The sequence below is a fragment of the Azospirillum sp. INR13 genome, assembly GCF_015390205.1.
Classification (GTDB): domain Bacteria; phylum Pseudomonadota; class Alphaproteobacteria; order Azospirillales; family Azospirillaceae; genus Azospirillum.
Genome location: NZ_VUOI01000010.1, coordinates 15,661 through 34,442, shown reverse-complemented (window position 1 = coordinate 34,442; position 18,782 = coordinate 15,661). Strand labels below are relative to the sequence as shown.

Annotated in this window: 17 protein-coding genes; 16 read left to right on the top strand and 1 reads right to left on the bottom strand. The window is 65.0% G+C overall.

Translation table 11 applies throughout. From position 1 onward, the window contains the following. Window positions 1-18: 18 nt before the first annotated feature. From F1643_RS10265 to F1643_RS10245, 5 genes are all read left to right on the top strand, one after another. Complete coding sequence (locus F1643_RS10265; RefSeq protein ID WP_194912981.1) at window positions 19-807, top strand: enoyl-CoA hydratase/isomerase family protein; 789 nt, start codon at window positions 19-21, stop codon at window positions 805-807. Continuing rightward, window positions 788-2,731, top strand: a complete 1,944-nt coding sequence (locus tag F1643_RS10260; RefSeq protein ID WP_255542625.1) for a long-chain fatty acid--CoA ligase — start codon at window positions 788-790, stop codon at window positions 2,729-2,731. The genes F1643_RS10265 and F1643_RS10260 overlap by 20 nt, the downstream gene beginning before the upstream one ends. Before the next feature lie 21 nt (window positions 2,732-2,752). Further along, window positions 2,753-3,880 carry a 3,4-dihydroxy-2-butanone-4-phosphate synthase gene (gene ribB, locus F1643_RS10255; protein ID WP_194912979.1) on the top strand — a complete coding sequence of 376 codons (1,128 nt, stop codon included), beginning with the start codon at window positions 2,753-2,755 and terminating at the stop codon, window positions 3,878-3,880. 91 nt (window positions 3,881-3,971) lie between these two features. Next, the gene (locus F1643_RS10250) at window positions 3,972-4,502 is read left to right on the top strand and encodes a flavin reductase family protein (RefSeq protein ID WP_194912977.1); all 531 of its coding nucleotides are present in this window, start codon (window positions 3,972-3,974) and stop codon (window positions 4,500-4,502) included. A gap of 555 nt (window positions 4,503-5,057) precedes the next feature. Continuing rightward, window positions 5,058-6,413 carry an MFS transporter gene (locus tag F1643_RS10245; protein ID WP_194912974.1) on the top strand — a complete coding sequence of 452 codons (1,356 nt, stop codon included), beginning with the start codon at window positions 5,058-5,060 and terminating at the stop codon, window positions 6,411-6,413. A gap of 121 nt (window positions 6,414-6,534) precedes the next feature. Here the strand turns inward: F1643_RS10245 and F1643_RS10240 are convergent, their stop codons facing one another. Continuing rightward, window positions 6,535-7,368, bottom strand: a complete 834-nt coding sequence (locus tag F1643_RS10240; protein ID WP_370540559.1) for a helix-turn-helix domain-containing protein — start codon at window positions 7,366-7,368, stop codon at window positions 6,535-6,537. Between the two features lie 284 nt (window positions 7,369-7,652). On the opposite strand from F1643_RS10240, the gene F1643_RS10235 reads away from it, so the two are divergent. The 11 genes from F1643_RS10235 (at window position 7,653) to F1643_RS10190 (ending at window position 18,769) form a co-directional block, all read left to right on the top strand. Beyond that, window positions 7,653-8,153: an Lrp/AsnC family transcriptional regulator gene (locus F1643_RS10235; RefSeq protein ID WP_255542624.1), complete on the top strand. Its 501-nt coding sequence runs from the start codon at window positions 7,653-7,655 to the stop codon at window positions 8,151-8,153. Between the two features lie 488 nt (window positions 8,154-8,641). After that, complete coding sequence (locus F1643_RS10230; RefSeq protein ID WP_194912972.1) at window positions 8,642-8,956, top strand: AsmA family protein; 315 nt, start codon at window positions 8,642-8,644, stop codon at window positions 8,954-8,956. Further along, on the top strand, window positions 8,917-10,674 hold the full coding sequence (locus F1643_RS10225; protein ID WP_206692429.1) for an AsmA family protein: 1,758 nt from the start codon (window positions 8,917-8,919) through the stop codon (window positions 10,672-10,674). Before F1643_RS10230 ends, F1643_RS10225 begins: the two co-directional genes overlap by 40 nt. A 263-nt stretch (window positions 10,675-10,937) precedes the next feature. After that, a complete protein-coding gene (locus tag F1643_RS10220; RefSeq protein WP_194912970.1) occupies window positions 10,938-12,791 on the top strand; it encodes a sigma 54-interacting transcriptional regulator in 1,854 nt (617 codons plus the stop codon). 203 nt (window positions 12,792-12,994) lie between these two features. Next, window positions 12,995-13,417, top strand: a complete 423-nt coding sequence (locus tag F1643_RS10215; protein WP_206692428.1) for a thioesterase family protein — start codon at window positions 12,995-12,997, stop codon at window positions 13,415-13,417. Window positions 13,418-13,449: 32 nt separating this feature from the next. Continuing rightward, window positions 13,450-14,772 (top strand): phenylacetate--CoA ligase family protein, encoded by a 1,323-nt coding sequence (locus F1643_RS10210; protein ID WP_194912969.1) that lies wholly within the window; start codon window positions 13,450-13,452, stop codon window positions 14,770-14,772. Beyond that, the gene (locus F1643_RS10205) at window positions 14,769-15,533 is read left to right on the top strand and encodes an enoyl-CoA hydratase/isomerase family protein (protein ID WP_194912967.1); all 765 of its coding nucleotides are present in this window, start codon (window positions 14,769-14,771) and stop codon (window positions 15,531-15,533) included. Before F1643_RS10210 ends, F1643_RS10205 begins: the two co-directional genes overlap by 4 nt. Window positions 15,534-15,547: 14 nt before the next feature. Continuing rightward, complete coding sequence (locus tag F1643_RS10200) at window positions 15,548-16,255, top strand: HAD family hydrolase (protein WP_194912965.1); 708 nt, start codon at window positions 15,548-15,550, stop codon at window positions 16,253-16,255. A 134-nt stretch (window positions 16,256-16,389) separates the two neighbouring features. Further along, complete coding sequence (locus F1643_RS10195) at window positions 16,390-17,361, top strand: branched-chain amino acid ABC transporter substrate-binding protein (protein ID WP_370540558.1); 972 nt, start codon at window positions 16,390-16,392, stop codon at window positions 17,359-17,361. Continuing rightward, window positions 17,358-17,507: a hypothetical protein gene (locus F1643_RS24695; RefSeq protein WP_370540557.1), complete on the top strand. Its 150-nt coding sequence runs from the start codon at window positions 17,358-17,360 to the stop codon at window positions 17,505-17,507. The genes F1643_RS10195 and F1643_RS24695 overlap by 4 nt, the downstream gene beginning before the upstream one ends. 221 nt (window positions 17,508-17,728) lie before the next feature. After that, window positions 17,729-18,769, top strand: coding sequence for a DUF808 domain-containing protein (locus F1643_RS10190; protein WP_194912961.1), 1,041 nt, complete (start codon window positions 17,729-17,731; stop codon window positions 18,767-18,769). Window positions 18,770-18,782 lie beyond the last annotated feature (13 nt).

Sequence of the window (18,782 nt, the reverse complement as noted above, 5' to 3'; positions counted from 1 at the left end):
ATCTGAAGAGAGTCTCACATGACCGACAAGACCTATAAGGGCCTGCTCGTCGAGAAGCGCGCGAGCGGCGTGGCGATCGTCACGCTGAACCGGCCCGAAATCCTCAACGCCATCGACTGGCCGATGCATGCCGCGTTGGAAGAGCTGTTCGTGGATCTCGACAACGACCGGGCGGTCAAGGCCGTCGTCCTGACCGGTGCGGGTCGCGGCTTCTGCTCCGGCGGCGATCAGAATGCGCTGGATGACGATTTGGGGCCGATTTCGCCCACCCGCTCCGGGCGTCACCTCATCCGCAACATGCTCGAGCTGGAATGCCCGCTGATAGCCGCGGTCAACGGCGTCGCCGTTGGACTGGGTGCCACGCTCGCCCTGTTCTGTGATGTCGTCTTCGCGCAGCCCGGCGTCCGCTTCGCCGACACGCATGTGACGGCCGGCGTCGTTGCCGGCGACGGCGGTGCGGTGATCTGGCCGCTGCTTCTGGGGCCGGTGCGGGCGAAGCATTACCTGATGACCGGGGACTTCATTTCGGCGGAGGACGCGGCGGCGGCCGGAATGATCAACAAGGTCGTGCCGGAAGGAACCGTCGTCGAGCATGCGGTCCGCTACGCCGAGATGCTGGCCTCCGGCCCCCGCGACGCCATCGCCTGGACCAAATACGCCGTCAACAAGCTGATCAAGGAACAGGTGCACCTGAATTTCGACACGGCCATGGCGCACGAAATGCTCACCTTCCACAGCCCGGAGCGGCGGGAGGCCGTCGCCGCCTTCCGCGAGAAGCGTAAACGCTTTGCAGAAGGCGGCCATTGACATGGGCGGGCCGCATTCCTTCTTTCCGCCCGTTCTGCCGCCAATTGCCCCGTCCACGATTGCTTCATCCGCGTTCGCCCCTCCACCTATTGCGCACGAAGACGGGACGCTGCCGTCGCTGCTTCGCGACCGTCGTGACGCCAGGGGCGAGGCCGTGGCGTTCTTCCAGAAGCGTGCCGGTACGTGGCACGCGACGACCTGGGGTGAATTTGCCAGGGACGCCACAGCGCTTTCGCGTGCCCTCCTCGATCATGGTCTGGAGAAGGGGGACCACGTCGCCATCATGGGGGACATCTCGCAGGAATGGGTGGTCGCCTACATGGCGACGGTCTGTTCCGGCGGCGTGGCGGTCGGGATCTATTTCACCTCTTCGACGGAGGAGGTGGAGTATTTCCTGGAGGACTCCGGGAGCAAATTCGCCTTCGTCGCCGGAGAGAAGGAACTCGCCGTCCTTCTCCGCAGCCGGCAGGCGGAGACGCTGAAGAAGATCGTGGTCTTCGATCCGGCGGTTCCGTCATCGAAGAACGTCGTCTCGCTGCCGCGGTTTTCCGCCTCGTCGTCCGACTGTGCGTCGCTGCTCGACGAGCAGGCCGGAATGGCGCGTCCGGAGGACAATGCCGGCATCGTCTACACCTCCGGGACCACAGGCAATCCCAAAGGCGCGATCCTCACCCACCGGTCGCTGATCGAGGGTCTGGTGACCCTCCGAAGCTTTTGCCCGGCGCTTTTCCGTGAACCCCAGCGGGTGGTCGTCCATCTCCCCCTCTCCCATGTCGTGGGGCTCGGGCAGGGGATCGTTCTTCCTCTCATCAGCGAGGTCACGCCCTATTTCGGGGAGACCGGAGCGGACTTCGCGACGACCATCCGGGATGTGAGGCCGACCTATTGGATGGCGCCGCCGCGCTTCTATCAGCGCTACGCCGCAGAACTGGTCAGCAGGATCAATGCGTCGGCTTCGATCGGCAGGAAATCCTACCGCTTTGCGATGTCCATCGCCCAGAAGGCGCTGGCGGATCGGCAGGCGGACGGCCCGGACGATCCGTTTCTCCAGGCGCTTTTCGCAACCTGCCGCAATCAGATCTTTCTGCCGCTCCTGGCGGAGATCGGTCTGGACCAGCTCGCATACCCTTACACCGCCTCCGCGCCGATGCCGCCGGACGTCGTGAAGCTGTGGCAGACATGGGGGGTGAACCTCAAGGAGGTCTATGGGCAAACCGAACTGGTCGGAGCGAATGCCGGGCAGATGCGGGACTGGTCGAAGCCCGGCACGATCGGCGTTCCGATTGCCGATCCCCGCTGGAAGACGAGGGTCGCCGGCGACGGCGAAATGCTGGTGACGGGACCCGGCCTGTTCACGGGTTACCTGAACAAGCCTGACGACACGCTGGAGGCTCTGCGGGACGGATGGCTCCACACCGGTGACATCGTCGAGGTCAGACCCGACGGCCAACTGGCGATCATCGACCGGAAAAAGGAGATCATCAACACCTCCGGCGGCAAGTCGATCAGTCCGGCGCAGATCGAGAACGAACTGCGTCGAAGCCCATACATCTCGGAAGCCGCGGTTTGCGGCGACGGACGGAAATACCTCGTGGCGCTGATCGAGGTCGACCGCGTCGCAATGACCGACTGGGTGAAGGCGCGGAATGAAACGATCAACGACTACTCGGATTTCTGCTCGTCGGAAGCGGTCATCCACCTGATCGAGGGGGAGGTCGCCAAGGCGAACCAGAGGCTGGCGCCTGTCGAGCAGATAAAGTCGTTCCGGATCCTTCCCGAAGAGCTGTCGGCTGAAAATGGCGTCATGACGGCAACCAGGAAAAAGCGGCGCAAGGTGCTGAACGAGCGCTACGCGGCGCTGATAAATTCACTCTACGACGATTCCGAGGATTCGCTGATCCGTCAGGCGCTGTCGAACATGTGATGCGGTGATCGGAGGAATGTCATGACGATGCTGTCCTGCAACCCACGCCATCCATTTCTGTCCTCGACGATGGAGATCATCGAAGAGGCCCGCAACGGCCGAATGTTCGTCCTCGTCGACGACGAGGATCGGGAGAACGAGGGCGATCTGGTGATCCCGGCGCAGATGGCGACGCCCGAGGCGATCAACTTCATGGCGTCGCATGGCAGGGGCCTCATCTGTCTGGCGCTCGGCAAGGAGCGGGTCGACCAGCTCGGCCTCAAATTGATGAGCACGCAAAACGGCACCCGCCATGGGACGGCCTTCACCGTTTCCATCGAGGCGCGCGAGGGGGTTTCCACCGGCATCTCGGCGGCGGACCGTGCGCGGACGGTGGCGGTGGCAATCGACGCGGCCAGGGGGCCGGAGCATATCGTCTCGCCGGGCCACGTATTTCCCCTGGTCTCGCGGCCCGGCGGCGTGCTGGTCCGCGCAGGACATACCGAGGCGGCGGTGGATGTCGCGCGCCTTGCCGGCCTCAATCCCTCGGGCGTGATCTGCGAGATCATGAAGGAGGACGGGACGATGGCCCGCCTCGACGATCTCGTCGCCTTCGCCCGGCGCCATGCGCTCAAGGTCGGTACGATCCGCGACCTGATCGCCTTCCGCCGCCGCCACGATCATGACGTCGAGCGTGTCGTCACCACGAAGTTCGACAGCCGATGGGGCGGCGAGTGGAGCGCCATCACCTTCCGCATCAAGGCGATCGAGACAGAGGCGATTGCGCTGGTGAAGGGCGTGATCGACGAAAGACCGACCCTGGTGCGCATGCACGCGCTGGACATCCTGTCGGACGTGCTCGGTCAGGCTGGCGAGCGCGGGGACGTCGTCGCCCGGTCCATGCAGGAAATCGCCGCCGAAGGGAGGGGCGTGATCGTGCTGTTCAACCGTGATGTCCCGCTCTCGCAGCTTCTTCGGGTGAAGGCGGGAGAGCCGCTCGTCGACAAGGCCGAACTGCGCAACTACGGCGTCGGCGCCCAGGTTCTCGCGGAACTCGGCATTCACGACATGATCCTTCTGTCCAACTCGCAGCATGTTCCGGTGGCGCTCAGGGGCTATGGGCTGAACATCGTCGAGCACCGGACGCTGCCGGTCGCCTCCGCCCCATAGCGCACCGTCCACACAGATGCCGAACGACCGCTCCCGCGGTGCCAAACGGGGTCGGCGGCATGCCATTCCACTGCCTTGCGTGAGGTTCGCCATGTCAGCACAAGATTTCCCTGTTCCAAACCAGGTGGAGACGGTCGCTTTCAAAAATGCATTGCGGGCTGTCGTGGGGGCGGTGTCGATCGTGGCGTCGGGCCAGGGGCCGGACAGGCGTGGTCTGACCGTCACCGCCGCGGTTTCCCTGTGCGTCGATCCGCCGATGGTTCTTGCCTGCATCAACCGCAGTGCCGAGGCTCACGACGTCATTCTCAGGACCGGCGCCTTTTCCTGGAACGTCCTTTCCGCCGAACAGGTCCAATTGGCTGAACGCTTCGCGGCGTTGGACGGCAGCAAAGGCGCGTCCCGTTTTTCCCCTGCTGAATGGAACGAAATGGTTACCGGGGTTCCGGTCCTTCTCCAATCCGTTTGCAGCTTCGATTGCAGACTACAGGACATCGTGGAAGTTGCAACCCATACGATCATGATCGGTGCCGTGGTCGCCCAGAACCACAATCAGGACAAAGTTCCACTGATTTACTCTTCGGGCAAGTTCGGGCGAATGGAATACTATGAATCCGTTGTTTAGGACGGATTCTGTGTGTTTGCGTTCTTACCATCAATCCACCAAGGGCGGTAAGAGCGGGGTGCCGGGGTCTTGCTGAGCGCCTTTTTGAAAACGTTCTTCATGATCCGACTCTTTCCCAATCCGTCATCCCCGCGAAGGCGGGGATCCAGGCTTCCCTTCGGGAAACACCGCGAAATGGCTGGATTCCCGCCTTCGCGGGAATGACGATGGAAAGGCGTTGAGTGCTGCAGCGCGGACTTTTCAAACGGGCTCTGGCCGCCAAGCCGGCGATGTCTTTGCTGCGCCCCGAAAGCTCCTGCTGCCTCCTCACGCCGGATCACGGGGCCGGGCAGCACTTGAAAACGCCCTTCGGCATGAGGGGCCGTGACGCCATCGTTGGCCGGCCCCCACGACCGGCGCGCCGACCATGACGCGTCTCTCATCAGTACGAGCGTCAAACTCTGACCGCATGCCGAGCCGCAGGCCGGCTGCACGCAAACCCCCGCGCCTCCCGACACCGCGTTCCGACCGAAACCGACCCGGCCCCCTGTGCCCGGTCATTTTGGAGACTGCCGTATGATCGAAGACGCAACGACCACGGTGTCGGTACCGCAGCCGAAACCGATGGGCATATCGATCCACCATCGACGCTATGCCCTGACCATGCTGTTCCTCGTTTACATGCTGAACTTCGTCGACCGCCAGATCGTCAACATCCTGGCGGAACCGATCAAGCGCGAACTCGGTCTCACCGACTGGCAGCTGGGGTCGTTGACCGGACTGTCCTTCGCCATCTTCTACGCGACGCTGGCCTTGCCTATCGCGCGGTGGGCGGAGCGTGCGAACCGGGTCAAGATCGTCGCGCTGTCGGCGATCACCTGGAGCTTTTTCACGGCGGTCTGCGGCGTAGCCCAGACCTTTGCCCAGCTGTTCCTCGCCAGGGTCGGTGTCGGCGTCGGCGAAGCCGGCTGCACGCCGGCATCCCAGTCCTTGATCAGCGATTACACGACGAGAGAGAAGCGGGCGTCGGCGCTGGCATTTTTTTCCATGGGCATTCCGGCCGGTTCCCTGGTCGGGATGGTGGTCGGCGGCCTGATCGCGGATGGTCTCGGCTGGCGCGCATCTTTCGCGCTGGTCGGGGTGCCCGGCATCATCCTTGGGCTGCTGGCCTATTTCACGCTGCCCGAGCCGCGAAAATACTCCTTCGCGGCCAGCGAGGCGCAAAGCGCGCCCACCCTGAGGGAGGCACTGGACGAACTCGGCAGCAAGCGGACCTATATTTGGCTCACGGTCGCGATGGTGGCGATGAGTTTCGGGATTTACAGCAATCTTGCCTTTCAAAGCTCCCACTTCCTGCGCAATCACGCGGAAGGGTTGGGCGCGCTGGCGGTCGGGCTGAACGATCTCACCGGGATCCAACTGGGCGCCACCGGCTTTCTCGGCACGGTGCTGGGCCTGATCATCGGCATTTGCGGAGCCGCCGGTACCTGGCTGGGCGGCTGGGCGACGGATCGCGGCGTGCGCAGCAACCTGAACGCCTATGCGACCATCCCGGCGGCGGCGGCCCTGTGCCTGCCCTTCGCGCTTTTCGCGACTTACACCACCTCGAACACCGTGGCGGCGCTTTGCCTGATGGGTTTGCCGATGATGCTGCAGTCCATTTACTACGGCCCCATCTTCGCGGCGGTACAAAGTCTGGTGCGCCCGCGCACCAGGGCAACGGCCACCGCCATCTTCCTGTTCTTCGCCAATCTGATCGGGCTTGGCCTCGGACCGCTGTCGGTCGGCCTGATCAGCGATCTTCTCGCGCGGACAATGGGGTCCGGTGACGCCATCCGCTGGGCGCTGATCAGCACGTCGCTCGTCTATGTGTTGGCGGCGGCGGCCTTCATGGTGGCGCGGAAGAGCATCAGGCAGGACATCGTCAGCTGACGGGGTAGGCTGCGGCCGGCATCCGCGTGGTGACCGCAATGCCGGTCCTTGAACACACCGACGGCTCTTGATCCCGGCAGGCCGGATCAGGAGCCGTCGGCATGAAAGGGGTGGTGCGGCGTCAGTTCGCCGTGCCTTCGGTCCGATCCTGCAGATACCGGCGCGGAGGCTGTCCCATGTGTTTCCTGAACATGGCGGTGAAGGCGCTCGGAGAGTCGTATCCCAGTTCCTGGGAGATCGCCTGAACGGTGGCGCCCATCGACAGCCGTTGAACCGCGATCACGATATGGAGTTGCTGGCGCCACCGGCCGAACGACATCCCCGTCTGTTTCAGGATGAGCCGGGCCAGCGTACGCTCGCTCATGGCGACAGCCGCCGCCCAGTCCCGGATGGTCCTGCGGTCGTCGGGCGCCTCCAGCAATTGGGCGGCGATGCGCTGTATCCTGGGATGGTTGGAAACCGGGAAGTGGAGCGGCTCCGTCTTCATCTGTGCAAGCTCGTCCAGAATGACCTGGACCAGACGGCTGGTCGGACCCTCCGGAGGGTAAAGCTGCGGCAGGTTGCCCAAGTGAAAGATCATCTCGCGCAGCATCGGGCTGATCGAAAATGTCGCGCAGGTATTCGGCAGAGGCGAAATTTCCGGATTGATGAACACGCAGTATGACCGGCCCCTGTCCGACATGGAAACGCTGTGGGGCACCTCCCCCGGAATCCAAACAGCTCCATTGGATGGGACGATCCGAAGCCCGTCGAGCGTCCGGCACATGACCGAGCCTTCCGCCGCCACCACCAGCTGGCCTTTGCGGTGCCGGTGGATCGGCAGTTCGTCGTCATCCACATTGCGTCGGACAAGGAAAGAGACCAGCGGGCGGGCAAGCTCGTCGGGATCCACCGCGGCGAAGCTGACGCGCAGTCCACTGGGATCCCACGGCATCGAGAGAGCTTCGCCGGCCACCGGGGCTTCCGGCCACTTCGTACCAATCCACGCACTCTTCGGCAATGTTGCGGCCTCCGTGCATCTCGACGCGGACCTTGGTCCGAATTTGACGGTTTCGCGACATAAAATGGCAATCCCATAGATTCTGCCACTGGTTGGCCTCGGATACACTCTGCCGTGTGTACATTCGAATGGCAGAAGGGATTGCGCGCTGTAATCAAATGGGTTTGTTCCGCGGAATTTCCTGCCGTTCTTCGCTTCGGTTCCAAGCCAAGCCGTCAAGAATACAACAGGGAGTCATCATGATGAACACGCTGACGCTCGACCGAACGGACATCAAGATCCTCAACGAGTTGCAGAAGGATGCAAATCTGACGAATGTCGAGCTTGCCGGCAGAATCAACCTGTCTCCTTCACCCTGCCTCACGCGGGTGAAGAAGCTGGAGCAGATCGGCATCATCGATCGACGGGTCACCCTTCTAAATCCGAAGGCGATGGGGCTGGAAATCAATGCCTATATCCAAGTCAAACTCGACAAACAGCCACAATCGGCGCTGGAGAATTTCCGGGATGCCGTCGAGAGGATCCCCGAGGTAATGGAATGCAACTGGATGACAGGCGACTGCGATTTCCTGCTGCGCGTGGTTGTCCGAGGCGTCGAGGAACTCGAACAGCTGATAGCAAGCAAGCTGTCAAAAATAGATTTTGTTTCCACTATCCGATCTAACTTGGTCCTAAAGCAGATAACCTATAAAACAGAACTGCCCATCAGTACATCTCAGGCGATAGTCATCCGGTATTGATCTTTGCCCTTTCCCAGTGAGGTGGTGATGGCGGATAGTAGGGCGGCAACGCAGGAGAAATCACATCGGCGTCCGATCCGACCGACGCCGTTCAAGGCCATTACCACTCTTCACCATCACATTCCAAGCAGCGGTGCCGGATTCTCCGGAGACTGACTTGATTAAAGGGGTGGGGCGATCTCTCAGCGCAGACCGTGAGTTCGGTAAAGGCCAAATCCTGCCCCGGCAACCACAGATAGTTGACGCCCCGGTTCGAAAGAGCCGGGGCGTTCGTGCGTCCGGGGTCGGCATGCCTTCCTATCCCCGATGGGCAGTTGTTCAGCCAAGACGGATGGTCCACCTCGTGACTATGAACGCTGGTCCTGGGTCGTGACGTAGCCCGAACTGAGCACCGCTCCGGCCCACGGCATGGGGCTGGTCCCGCCGACACCTCCACCGGTCAGCGACACCGAGGATCCTCCGATACTGCGGATCCAAAGGGAGGCGGCATGAAAAAGCTCCTGATTGCGCTGATCGTGATTGTCGGCATCGTTGCCGTCGCCGTGGCCGCTCTGCCCTTCATCCTGACCGGAGACTTCGTGGCCGAGAAGGTGGCTGCTGCGGTGAAGGAGCGCACCGGGCGGGATCTCACGCTTCGGATCGACTCCCTGTCCCTGTTCCCTGACCTCAAGGCCAGGGTGGAGTCGGCGACGCTCTCCGATGTGCCGGACAGCGGACGTCCGGCAATGCTCGAACTCGGGCCGACCGAGTTCGAGGTGGCCTTGTGGCCGCTGCTGCGCGCACTGTTCAGGTTGATCGTCTGACGGTCGATGGCTTGCGGGCCAATCTGCTGGTCGATGCCGCCGGGCGTCCCAACTGGGAGTTCGGCCGCGAGGGTGACCAAGTGGCAAATGACGCGCCGCAACCGGCATCGCAGGAGCGGCTCGACCTTCCCGACATCCAACTCGGCGATGTCCGCCTCGGCGGCGTGGAGACCACCTACAAGGATGAGGGGACCGGCCAAACCTTGCAGGTCGCCGATGGGGCGCTGGCGGTGAGCATGCCCAACCTGGACATGCCCGCCGAACTCAATGGAAATGCAAAGGTCAACAACCGGGCACTTGTGCTGAACGCCAGGGTGGAATCGCCACGCGCACTGGCCGAACGGCGGCCGACCACCGTACAGGGGCAGATCTCGTCCGACCTCTTCAATGCCAGGCTGGAGGCCCGGCCGGAAGCGGATGGACGTACCGGCGGGCCACTGTCTGTGTCGGTCCCGGATCTGCGCGCCATGACGGCCTGGCTGGGCATGCCGAATGCCGAGACCCTGTCCCTCCGCAGCGTAAATCTCACCGGCAAGGCCACTATCGGGAGCAGGAACGCCCAGCTTGACGAGTTCCAACTGGCGCTTGACGACATCGAGGCGAACGGCAGCGCGGCGGCCGACTGGTCCGGCCGGATACCGGCCGCAACCGTGCGCGTCTCCATCGCTCCTGTCGACCTCGATCGCTTCATCCCGCCGGCGGCCTCGCAGTCCGCTTCACCGTCTGCTTCGTCATCCGCCGGGTGGAGCGACGAGCCGATCGATGTCTCCGCATTGCGGCGCATGAACCTGGACGCGGTGATCGAGAGCCGGGGACTCCTGGTCCGGAACATAAAGCTCGGCCCGAGCCGGACGACGCTCCGCCTGCAGGACGGCATCCTGGCCGCGGATGCGTCGGAGGTCCCCGTCCTGGGCGGACGAGCCAGCACGGCGCTACGGATCGATGCCTCGCGGCAACCGGCCGACCATGCGCTGAAGGCGTCCTCCGAGGGCATCCAGGCGGAGTTGGTGCTGACCGCTCTCGCCGGCACGGACCGTCTTCGCGGCACCGTGTCGCTCAACGCCGACCTTGCCGCCGCCGGGACCACCCAGAAGGCTGTCGTCTCCGGCCTGAACGGAACGACCCGCATCGTACTTCGGAATGGCGCGCTGCGGGGCGTCAACATTGCCGCGATCCTGCGGGATCCGGTAGCGGCCGCCACCGGACGGCAGCAGGGCGTCACCCAGGAAACCGACTTCGCCGAGTTTGGCGGAACCTTCCGCCTCGACGGCGGTGTCGCCCGCACGGGAGATCTGCACATGCTGGCGCCACTCTTCCGAATGGACGGCGAAGGGACCGTGTCGCTGCCAGACCGGCGGCTCGACCTTCGTCTCAATCCGAAGGCCACGGCCACTCTGCAGGGCCAAGGCGGGCAGTTCGATCGTAGCGGCCTGACGATTCCGATCCTCGTCACGGGAACCTTCGACGCCCCTTCCATTCAGCCGGATTTCAGCGGAGTCGTGCTCTCCGCCATCAAGGATCCGGCAAAAGCGGCCGAAGCCGTGCGGCGCCTGAAGGAGGGCGGATCTCCGGCGGATATCCTCGGCGGCCTGACGGGGGCGGGCGGCAAGGACGGCGGGTCTTCCGGCGCACGGCCGGCCGCTCCCGAAGCCGGTCCTTTGGGCAATGTTCTGAAGGGACCACTGGAGCAAGGCGTGAAGGGATTGTTCGGCCGGTGAAAGCCGGTGCGGGACCGGATGGACAGGATCGGGAGAGGTGGAAGTACCTTGGCGGTGTCGCTGTCGAGCCCCAGTGTCGGCAGCAGCGGAGCCAGCCCCACGCCGATCAGAAGCGCCACGACGGGCTGGCCCAGGAAGGACAGGACCGGCACGGGCCCATGCATTTCCTTTGCCTTTCCTGCCCGACCCAGCCCATTCTTTCGGCCGGATCATTCGCTGAAGCGGCCGTTGGCGAGGTGGTGATGCTGCTCCGAGACGCTTCTGTGGACACGCCACGCGACCGCATCCTGAAGGTCGAGGAGCCGGCGCCAGGGCATCGGTTGCTGGGCAGTATCGCTGCCACCGGGTCGCTGATCCTCGGTTCGATCCGTCTGATTCTGGGACGCGATCATCCCGTCGCCATCCTTCTGGTCGATGGCGATCTGATCATCCACAGCGTTGCTGGAGACCGCGCCTTCGTCGAGCAGCTGGATGCGGCCGGTCTGGGGGAAGGACGGTCGGCGGCGGAGGATGGCGTCGGCACCAATGCCGTCGATCTGTGCCTGCGGGAACGGCGCCCCATGATCACGTCCGGCAGGCAGCATGCCTGCGCCGGCCTGACGGACGTCAAGATCGCCGCCGCCCCCCTGTTCGGCTTGAACAACGCCCTGCACGGTGCCATCGCGCTGGTATCGGGCGCGTCGGTCGGAACGGACACGCTGAACGGCCTTGCCCTGCTCTGCGCAGAAAGCACCAGCGCCCAGTTGAGCGCGATGGAGACCAGCGGCAACCTCGACCGCATGCTGGTCGAGCAGCGGGCCATCATCGACAGCATCTCGGACGGGTTGCTGGTGGTGGACGAGGATGGCCGGGTCCGCCACATGAATGCGCCGGCCGGCCGTATCCTGACCCTGAACCCGGAGCAGAGCGTCGGCCGCCGCTTTGCCGAACTTCTGGATTTCGAGCCGATCATCGCGCCGATCTTCCGCACCGGCGTCGGCTATTACGACCGTGAGTTGATCATCGATTCCAGCCGGCGCCACCTGCACCTGATCGACACCGCCATTCCCGTCAAGGACGCGCAGGGCAAGGTTCAATCGGTCGTCAACACCTTCCGCGAGTTCAACCGCGCCAAGCGGATCGCCCAGCAGATCGCCGGCAGCCCGGCCCGCTACACCTTCGACGACATCATCGGCACGTCGGACTGCCTGCGCCAGGCCATCGGCGATGCCCGCAAGGCGGCGCTCGGCACCGCGAATGTCCTGCTGAACGGGCCGAGCGGCACCGGCAAGGAGGTCTTCGCTCAAGCCATCCACGCCCATGGCGATCGCCGCGACGGCCCCTTCATCGCCGTCAATTGCGCAGCCCTGCCGCGCGAGTTGATCGAGAGCGAGCTGTTCGGCTACGTCGCCGGCAGCTTCACCGGGGCGCAGAAGGGCGGGCGGCCGGGCAAGTTCGAAATGGCGTCCGGCGGGACGATCTTCCTCGACGAGATCACCGAGATGCCGCTCGACCTCCAGGCCAAGCTGCTGCGGGTTCTTCAGGAGCGCGAGGTCACCCGGATCGGCGCCACCCGGCCCATCCCGATCGACGTCCGGGTCATCGCCGCGTCCAATCGGAACCTGAAGGACGCCATTGCCCGGCGGGAGTTCCGCGAAGACCTCTACTATCGTTTGCATGTCGTCTCGATCACCATCCCGGCGCTGAAGGACCGCAGAAGCGACATCCCGATGCTGGCGACCCACTTCCTGCGCAAATACGCCGCCAGCGCCGGCAAGCCGGTCTTCACCATCTCCGACACAGCCCTGCGCGCCATGACCGCGTATGATTGGCCGGGCAACGTGCGTGAACTGGAAAACACCCTGGAGCGCCTTGTCGTGCTGTCCGACGGTACGGAGATCCGGCAGTTCGATCCGCCGGGCGATGCTCGGATGCCACCTCCTTCTTCCATGGTGGTTCCCGTCATGAAGGCGTTGCGCGAGCATGAGCGCGACGTCATCGCCGCAACGCTGATCCATGTCGATCACAACGTGACCAAGGCGGCGGAGATCCTCGGCATCGCCCGGCCGACGCTTTACAGCAAAATCCGCGACTACGGCATCGTCCTGCAACGCGCCGGAGCGGATAAGATGTCTTGATTCTGAACGATCGTAAGATTTTCTAACGTTCCATTTCTTGACGGTACTCTCGCGGGTGACGCCCTTCAGAATCGGCGGATTTCCCAAACGTCAAGCCAAACCATTGAAATTCCTATACAAGATTCCTTCCTCGCAAGTCCGGCGAAGGTTGGCACAGGCGTTGCGGAGTGATGGGCGAGCCCCCTGAACAGGAGACCGCCCGTATGACAATCCCTCTCGATCCGGAGCGTGTGGAAACGGTGCGGCTCGTCGTCGATGCATCGATGACGGCCGACGCCTTCGCCCGTGACCCGGATGAGCATTATCCGCAGGTCCTCGCCACGCCGGTGATGATTGTCGAGATGGAGCGCGCCTGCGCCGCCCTGCTGCGCCCCGTGCTCCAGTCCGGAGAGCTGTCGGTCGGGGCCAGGCTCGACGTGTCGCACACGGCGCCGACGCCGGTCGGCGGACAGGTGAGGACCAGCGCCCGCTTCACCGGCCGGGAGGGCGCCCTCTACTGGTTCAACGTCTGGTCGGAGGATGCAGGCGGCAAGATCGGCCAGGGCCGGCACGCCCGCGCCATCCTGCCGCAATCCGCCATTGAATCCCGAGCCGAATCCCGTGCCGCCGCGCGCTCCGGCTCCTGACCGGTGCTTCCACCATCCAGACCGAGGCCCTGATGCCGACCTCCGATCTTCTCCACCCCGATTTCGAAGCCTTGGCCGACGGCGAGGTCCGTGCCCTGCAGGATCGCCTTTGGGCGGCGCAATGGGACTATGTGTCCGAGCGGTCGGCGATGTACCGGCGCATGCTGCCCGCCCGCATCGGGCGTCCGGTGACGCTCGACGGCCTCCAGGATCTGCCGCTGACCGACAAGGAGGATCTCCGCGCCGGCCAGGAAGCCGCCTATCCCTTCGGCGACTATGTGGCCTGTGCGGAGGAGAACATCGTCCGCCTTCACCGCACCTCCGGCACGACCGGCCGTGCGCTCAACCTCGCCAACAGCAGGCAGGATTGCGACCGTATCGCCACCATCGGCGGTCGCGCGATGCATGCCTCCGGATTGCGTGCGACCGACCGTGTGGTGCATTGCCTGAATTACTGCATGTGGACCGGCGGCGTGACCGACCACATGACGCTGGAGGCGGCCGGCGCGACGGTGGTGCCCTTCGGCGTCGGCAACACCCGGCAGCTTCTCCAGACCATCCTCGACCTCAAGATCACCGCCATCTCCTGCACGCCGTCCTATCCGGCCCTGCTGGAAAAGCTGCTGCGCGACGAGGGCGGTCCGGTGCCGCGTGATCTCGGGCTCCGGCTCGGACTGTTCGGCGGCGAGGCCGGGCTGGACAACGCCGCCTTCCGCGCCACGATGGAGGAAACCTGGGGCTTCGGCGTGCGCAACGCCAATTACGGCCTCAGCGAGGTGCTGAGCACGCTGGGCAGCCAGTGCGAGGCGACCACCGACCTGCATTTCCACGGCAGCGACTATCTGTTCGCCGAAATTCTCGACGCGGAGGGCAACCGCCTGCCGATCCGCGAGGGCACGGTGGGCGAGCTGGTCTGCACCCACATCGAAAAGGAATGCCAGCCGCTGATCCGCTATCGCACCCGCGACGTCGTCACCGTCACCGGAACCGGCCGCTGCGCCTGCGGACGGACATCCTGGCGCTTCCGCGTCAGCGGGCGCACCGACGACATGTTCAACGTGCGCGGAATCAACGTCTTCCCCAGCGCGGTCCGCAAGGCGGTCAGCAGCCTGCCGGCGCTGTCGTCCGGCCATTTCCGCATCCGGCTGATCGGGCCGGGACCCTACGACCGCATCCAGCTGCGCGTCGAGGCGGCGGAGGGGTTGCCCGAGACGGCATGGCCCGCGGCGGCGGCGGAACTGGAGAAGGCGGTGCGCGAGCAGGCCGGTGCGAGTGCCGCGGTCACCATGATCCCGCACGACACGCTGCCGCGCACCGCCGGCAAGACCGACTGGATCGAAAGGATTTCATCATGAGCACGGTCGATCTCGATGTGGCGGACGGCATCGGCCGCGTGACGCTGAACCGGCCGGAGCGGATGAACGCCATCGGCACCGCCCTGCTGCATGACCTTCACGCCGCCTTGACCGAAGCGGCGGAACGCCCGGACGTGTCGGTGATCCTGCTGTGCGGCGCCGGGCGGGCCTTCTGCGCGGGCGACGACCTGAAGGAATTCGACCAGCAGACCCGCGACGATGCGGCGATCCGCGCCCACATCGCCGGCATCCAGCAGATCACCCACGACCTGATGTTCGGATCGAAGATCGTCGTCGGGGCGGTGCATGGCTTCGCCGTGGGCGGCGGGTTCGAATGGATGCTGAACTGTGACCTCGTGGTCGCCTCCGACGACCTTCAGGCATTCTTCCCCGAAATGGACTGGGGCCAGTTCGTGACCGGCGGGGTGACGCATCTGCTGCCGCTGGCGGTCGGCTATCAGCGGGCGATGGAGCTGATGCTGCTGGGCGAACGGCAATCGGCGGCGCGTCTGGCCGAACTCGGACTGGTCAACCGGGTGGTCCCCCGCGAGGCGCTGCTCGACACCGCGACGGCACTGGCGACGACGGTGGCCGGGAAGACGCGTTTTTCCACCGGCCGGCTGAAACGCCTGATGACGGTCGACCTGTCCGACACGCTGCGTCGCGCGCTGGACCTGGAGGCGGCGGCCACCATCGAAGCGTTCGGCAATCCCGAAGCCGCCGAACGCGTCGCCCGTTTCGCCGCCCGCAAGTCGTCTTGAGAAAGGGAGCAGGAATGGACGCGATCAAAGCCGTCACCTTCGACTATTTCGGCACGCTGGTGGACGTCGATGCCGGCGGCACCGCCGGAATGGCGGAGGTTCTGTCCAGGCTGGGGCGCGACGACCTGGACGCCGCAGCCCTCTATCAAGACTGGGACATGCGCACCGTCCAGCTCTACCGGTCGTCCGCCTATCGCCGATACCGCGAGGTCGCCGCCGAAGCCCTGGCCGCCACACTGGGCGGAGCCGGGGCTGGGGTTGGTGGTGGGATTGACCGGCTGGGCGCCGACCGGCTTGCGGTTCTGACCGACACGCTGCTGACCGGCCTCGTCGAGCAGGCGCCGCCGCACCCCGAGGTGACGGAGATCCTCGCCCTTCTGGCGGCCAAATATCCGCTGATGCCGATCACCAACATGGACAGCGACCTGTTCGCGCGCAGCCGGCTGGCCTCTTTCTTCCCCAGCGTCACGACCGCCGAGATGGCCCGGGCCTACAAGCCGTCGGAACGCATCTTCCGCCTCGCTCTTGAACGGCTGGCGCTGGCCCCCGGCGAGGTTCTGCATGCCTCGCTGGCCTCCTGGGCGGACATCGACGGGGCCAAGCCGCTGGGCATGCGCGTGGCCTGGATCAACCGGACGCAGGACAGGCTGGGACCATGGCAACCCCGGCCGGACCACGAGTTCGCCGATCTCACCGGATTGCGCGAGGTGCTGGCCTTCTGACATCGGGGGCGCCGCAGGGCGGGCCTTGCCGAGACACGTCCGCCGCATGCGGCCCGGCGGGCGGCTGCAACGACACGACAACATGCCGCATCAACGAATGGGGAAGTTCCATGTCTCGATCCACGTCTCGAACGATGTCTCGATCCGGGTCTCGATTCCGCGGCAACCTGCTTCGTTTCGGCATCTCGCTTGCGGCGCTGGTGCCGATGGCGGCGGCGGCCGACGTCAAGCTGGGCCTTGCCGGTCCGGTCACCGGGCAATACGCCTCCTTCATGGAGCAGATGCGGCGCGGTGCCGACCTCGCCGTCGCCGATCTCAACGCAGCCGGCGGCATCAACGGTGAGAAGGTTGTCCTGCAGGTGGCCGACGACGCCTGCGATCCCAAGCAGGCGGTGGCCGTCGCCAACCGCTTCGTCGCCGATGGCGTGCAGGCGGTGGTCGGGCATTTCTGCTCCAGCTCCACCATTCCGGCGTCCAGCGTCTATGCGGAAGCCGGACTGGTGATCGTGACGCCGGCCTCGACCAACCCGACGATCACCGAGCGCGGCCTGACCAACATGTTCCGGGTCTGCGGGCGCGACGACCAGGCCGCCGGGGTGGCGGCGAAGCAGATCGTCAGCCGCGATCTCGGCCGGACCATCGCCATCGTCCACGACAAATCCACCTATGGCCAGGGCATCGCCGAGGGGGTGCGGGCGGAGTTGACGCAGCAGGGCCGCAACGTCGTGCTGTTCGAAGGCATCACCCAGGGGGAGCGCGATTTCTCGTCGCTGGTCGCCCGGTTGCGGGCCTTGAACGTCGATGTGGTCTTCTTCGGTGGCTATCACACCGAGGCCGGTCTGCTGGTGAGGCAGGCGTCCGAACAGGGGCTCAAGGCCCGGTTCGTTGCCGGCGACGGCTTGGCGACCACGGAGTTCGCCTCCATCGCCGGACCGGCCAGCGACGGGGTGATGTTCACCTTCTACCCGGATCCGCGCGTCAACGCCGGCACCGCCGATCTGGTCCAGCGCTTCCGTTCCGCCGGGTTCGAGCCGGAGGGCTTCACCCTTTACACCTACGCCGCCGTCAAGGTTCTGGCCGATGCGGCCAAGCGGCGAAGACGATGAAGGGCGACAAGCTGGCCGATGCGCTGCGTGCCGGCACCCATCGCACCGTGCTGGGCGACATCCGGTTCGACCGGAAGGGCGACCCGAACTCCGAGCCCTTCGTGCTCTATGCCTGGAACAACGGCACATACGCTCCCCTGAAGTGATCCCGCCTGTCCCGACGAGCCCAGCCGTGGCGCATCCCACCGTCCGTTCCGGCCTTACGCCGTCGAAGGAAGGAGGGCGGCGCCGCGGACCATGCCGGTCGTGATCGCCTCCGGTCCTTGGAACCCGCGTCCTGCGGGCCGGCTCGGCATGGGCATGAAAATTGGAATGATGCGGGTCGATGTTTGTTAGGATGGCGCCGGGATTATCAGGAGCCGTTTCCTTGAGCACAGGACTGATCGCACTGCTTGACGACGTGGTCGGCTTGACGAAGATCGCCGCCGCTTCGCTGGACGATGCCGCCGGGCAGGCAGCGAAGGCGGGGGCCAAGGCCGCCGGCGTGGTGGTCGACGACGCTGCCGTTACGCCACGCTACGTCGTCGGGTTCACTGCGGATCGTGAATTGCCGATCATCGGCAGGATCGCTGTCGGCTCCTTGAAGAACAAGCTGATCCTGTTGTTGCCGGCCGCCCTGGTGTTGAGCCTCGTGGCGCCCTGGGCCATCACGCCGCTGCTGATGCTGGGCGGCGCCTTCCTTTGCTACGAAGGGGCGGAGAAGATCTTCGAAGCCATCTGGCCGCACGGGGCTCATGACGGCCATGGTGCAGAGGGCACGGCCGGCGGGCAGTCTGCCCGGCAATTCGAAGATTCCAAGGTGAACGGCGCGATCAAGACCGACCTGATCCTGTCCGCCGAGATCATGGCGATCACGCTGTCCGCCGTCGCTGCGGAGGTGTCCTCCTTCTGGATGCAGGCACTGATCCTCGCCATCGTCGGAACCGGCATCACGGTCGTGGTGTACGGCGCGGTGGCGCTGATCGTGAAGGCCGACGACGCCGGCATTGCCCTGGCGCAGAACGACCGGCCAATCTCCAGCCTCTTCGGGCTGCGTCGGCTGGCCGCCGGTGCACCGGGCGGGGCGGACCGGCTGCTGCGCCCGCTGACGCAGGGGCTGGGCCGCGGTCTCGTCTATGGAATGCCGCTGTTTCTCAAGCTGCTCAGCCTCGTCGGCACCGCAGCGATGCTCTGGGTCGGCGGCGGCATCATCATCCATGGGCTGGAAGGCTATGGCTTGGAGGAACTCGGGCACGCGATCCATGACGCCGCCGTGGCGGTCGGCCATGCGCTTCCGGCGGGGGCGGCGGTGATGGAGTGGCTGGTGGCCGCCGGGATCGCAGGCATTGTCGGGCTTCTTCTCGGCGCGCTGTTGATCCCGCTGGTCCACCGCGTCGCCATTCCGGCCTTCGCGATGCTGAGACGCTGACGCGGCTCCGTGA

Coding starts and splice junctions, on each gene's coding strand:
- F1643_RS10265 (WP_194912981.1), top strand. CDS start 19: ATGACCGACAAGACCTATAAGGGCCTGCTCGTCGAGAAGCGCGCGAGC.
- ribB (WP_194912979.1), top strand. CDS start 2,753: ATGACGATGCTGTCCTGCAACCCACGCCATCCATTTCTGTCCTCGACG.
- F1643_RS10250 (WP_194912977.1), top strand. CDS start 3,972: ATGTCAGCACAAGATTTCCCTGTTCCAAACCAGGTGGAGACGGTCGCT.
- F1643_RS10245 (WP_194912974.1), top strand. CDS start 5,058: ATGATCGAAGACGCAACGACCACGGTGTCGGTACCGCAGCCGAAACCG.
- F1643_RS10235 (WP_255542624.1), top strand. CDS start 7,653: ATGATGAACACGCTGACGCTCGACCGAACGGACATCAAGATCCTCAAC.
- F1643_RS10230 (WP_194912972.1), top strand. CDS start 8,642: ATGAAAAAGCTCCTGATTGCGCTGATCGTGATTGTCGGCATCGTTGCC.
- F1643_RS10215 (WP_206692428.1), top strand. CDS start 12,995: ATGACAATCCCTCTCGATCCGGAGCGTGTGGAAACGGTGCGGCTCGTC.
- F1643_RS10210 (WP_194912969.1), top strand. CDS start 13,450: ATGCCGACCTCCGATCTTCTCCACCCCGATTTCGAAGCCTTGGCCGAC.
- F1643_RS10205 (WP_194912967.1), top strand. CDS start 14,769: ATGAGCACGGTCGATCTCGATGTGGCGGACGGCATCGGCCGCGTGACG.
- F1643_RS10200 (WP_194912965.1), top strand. CDS start 15,548: ATGGACGCGATCAAAGCCGTCACCTTCGACTATTTCGGCACGCTGGTG.
- F1643_RS10195 (WP_370540558.1), top strand. CDS start 16,390: ATGTCTCGATCCGGGTCTCGATTCCGCGGCAACCTGCTTCGTTTCGGC.
- F1643_RS24695 (WP_370540557.1), top strand. CDS start 17,358: ATGAAGGGCGACAAGCTGGCCGATGCGCTGCGTGCCGGCACCCATCGC.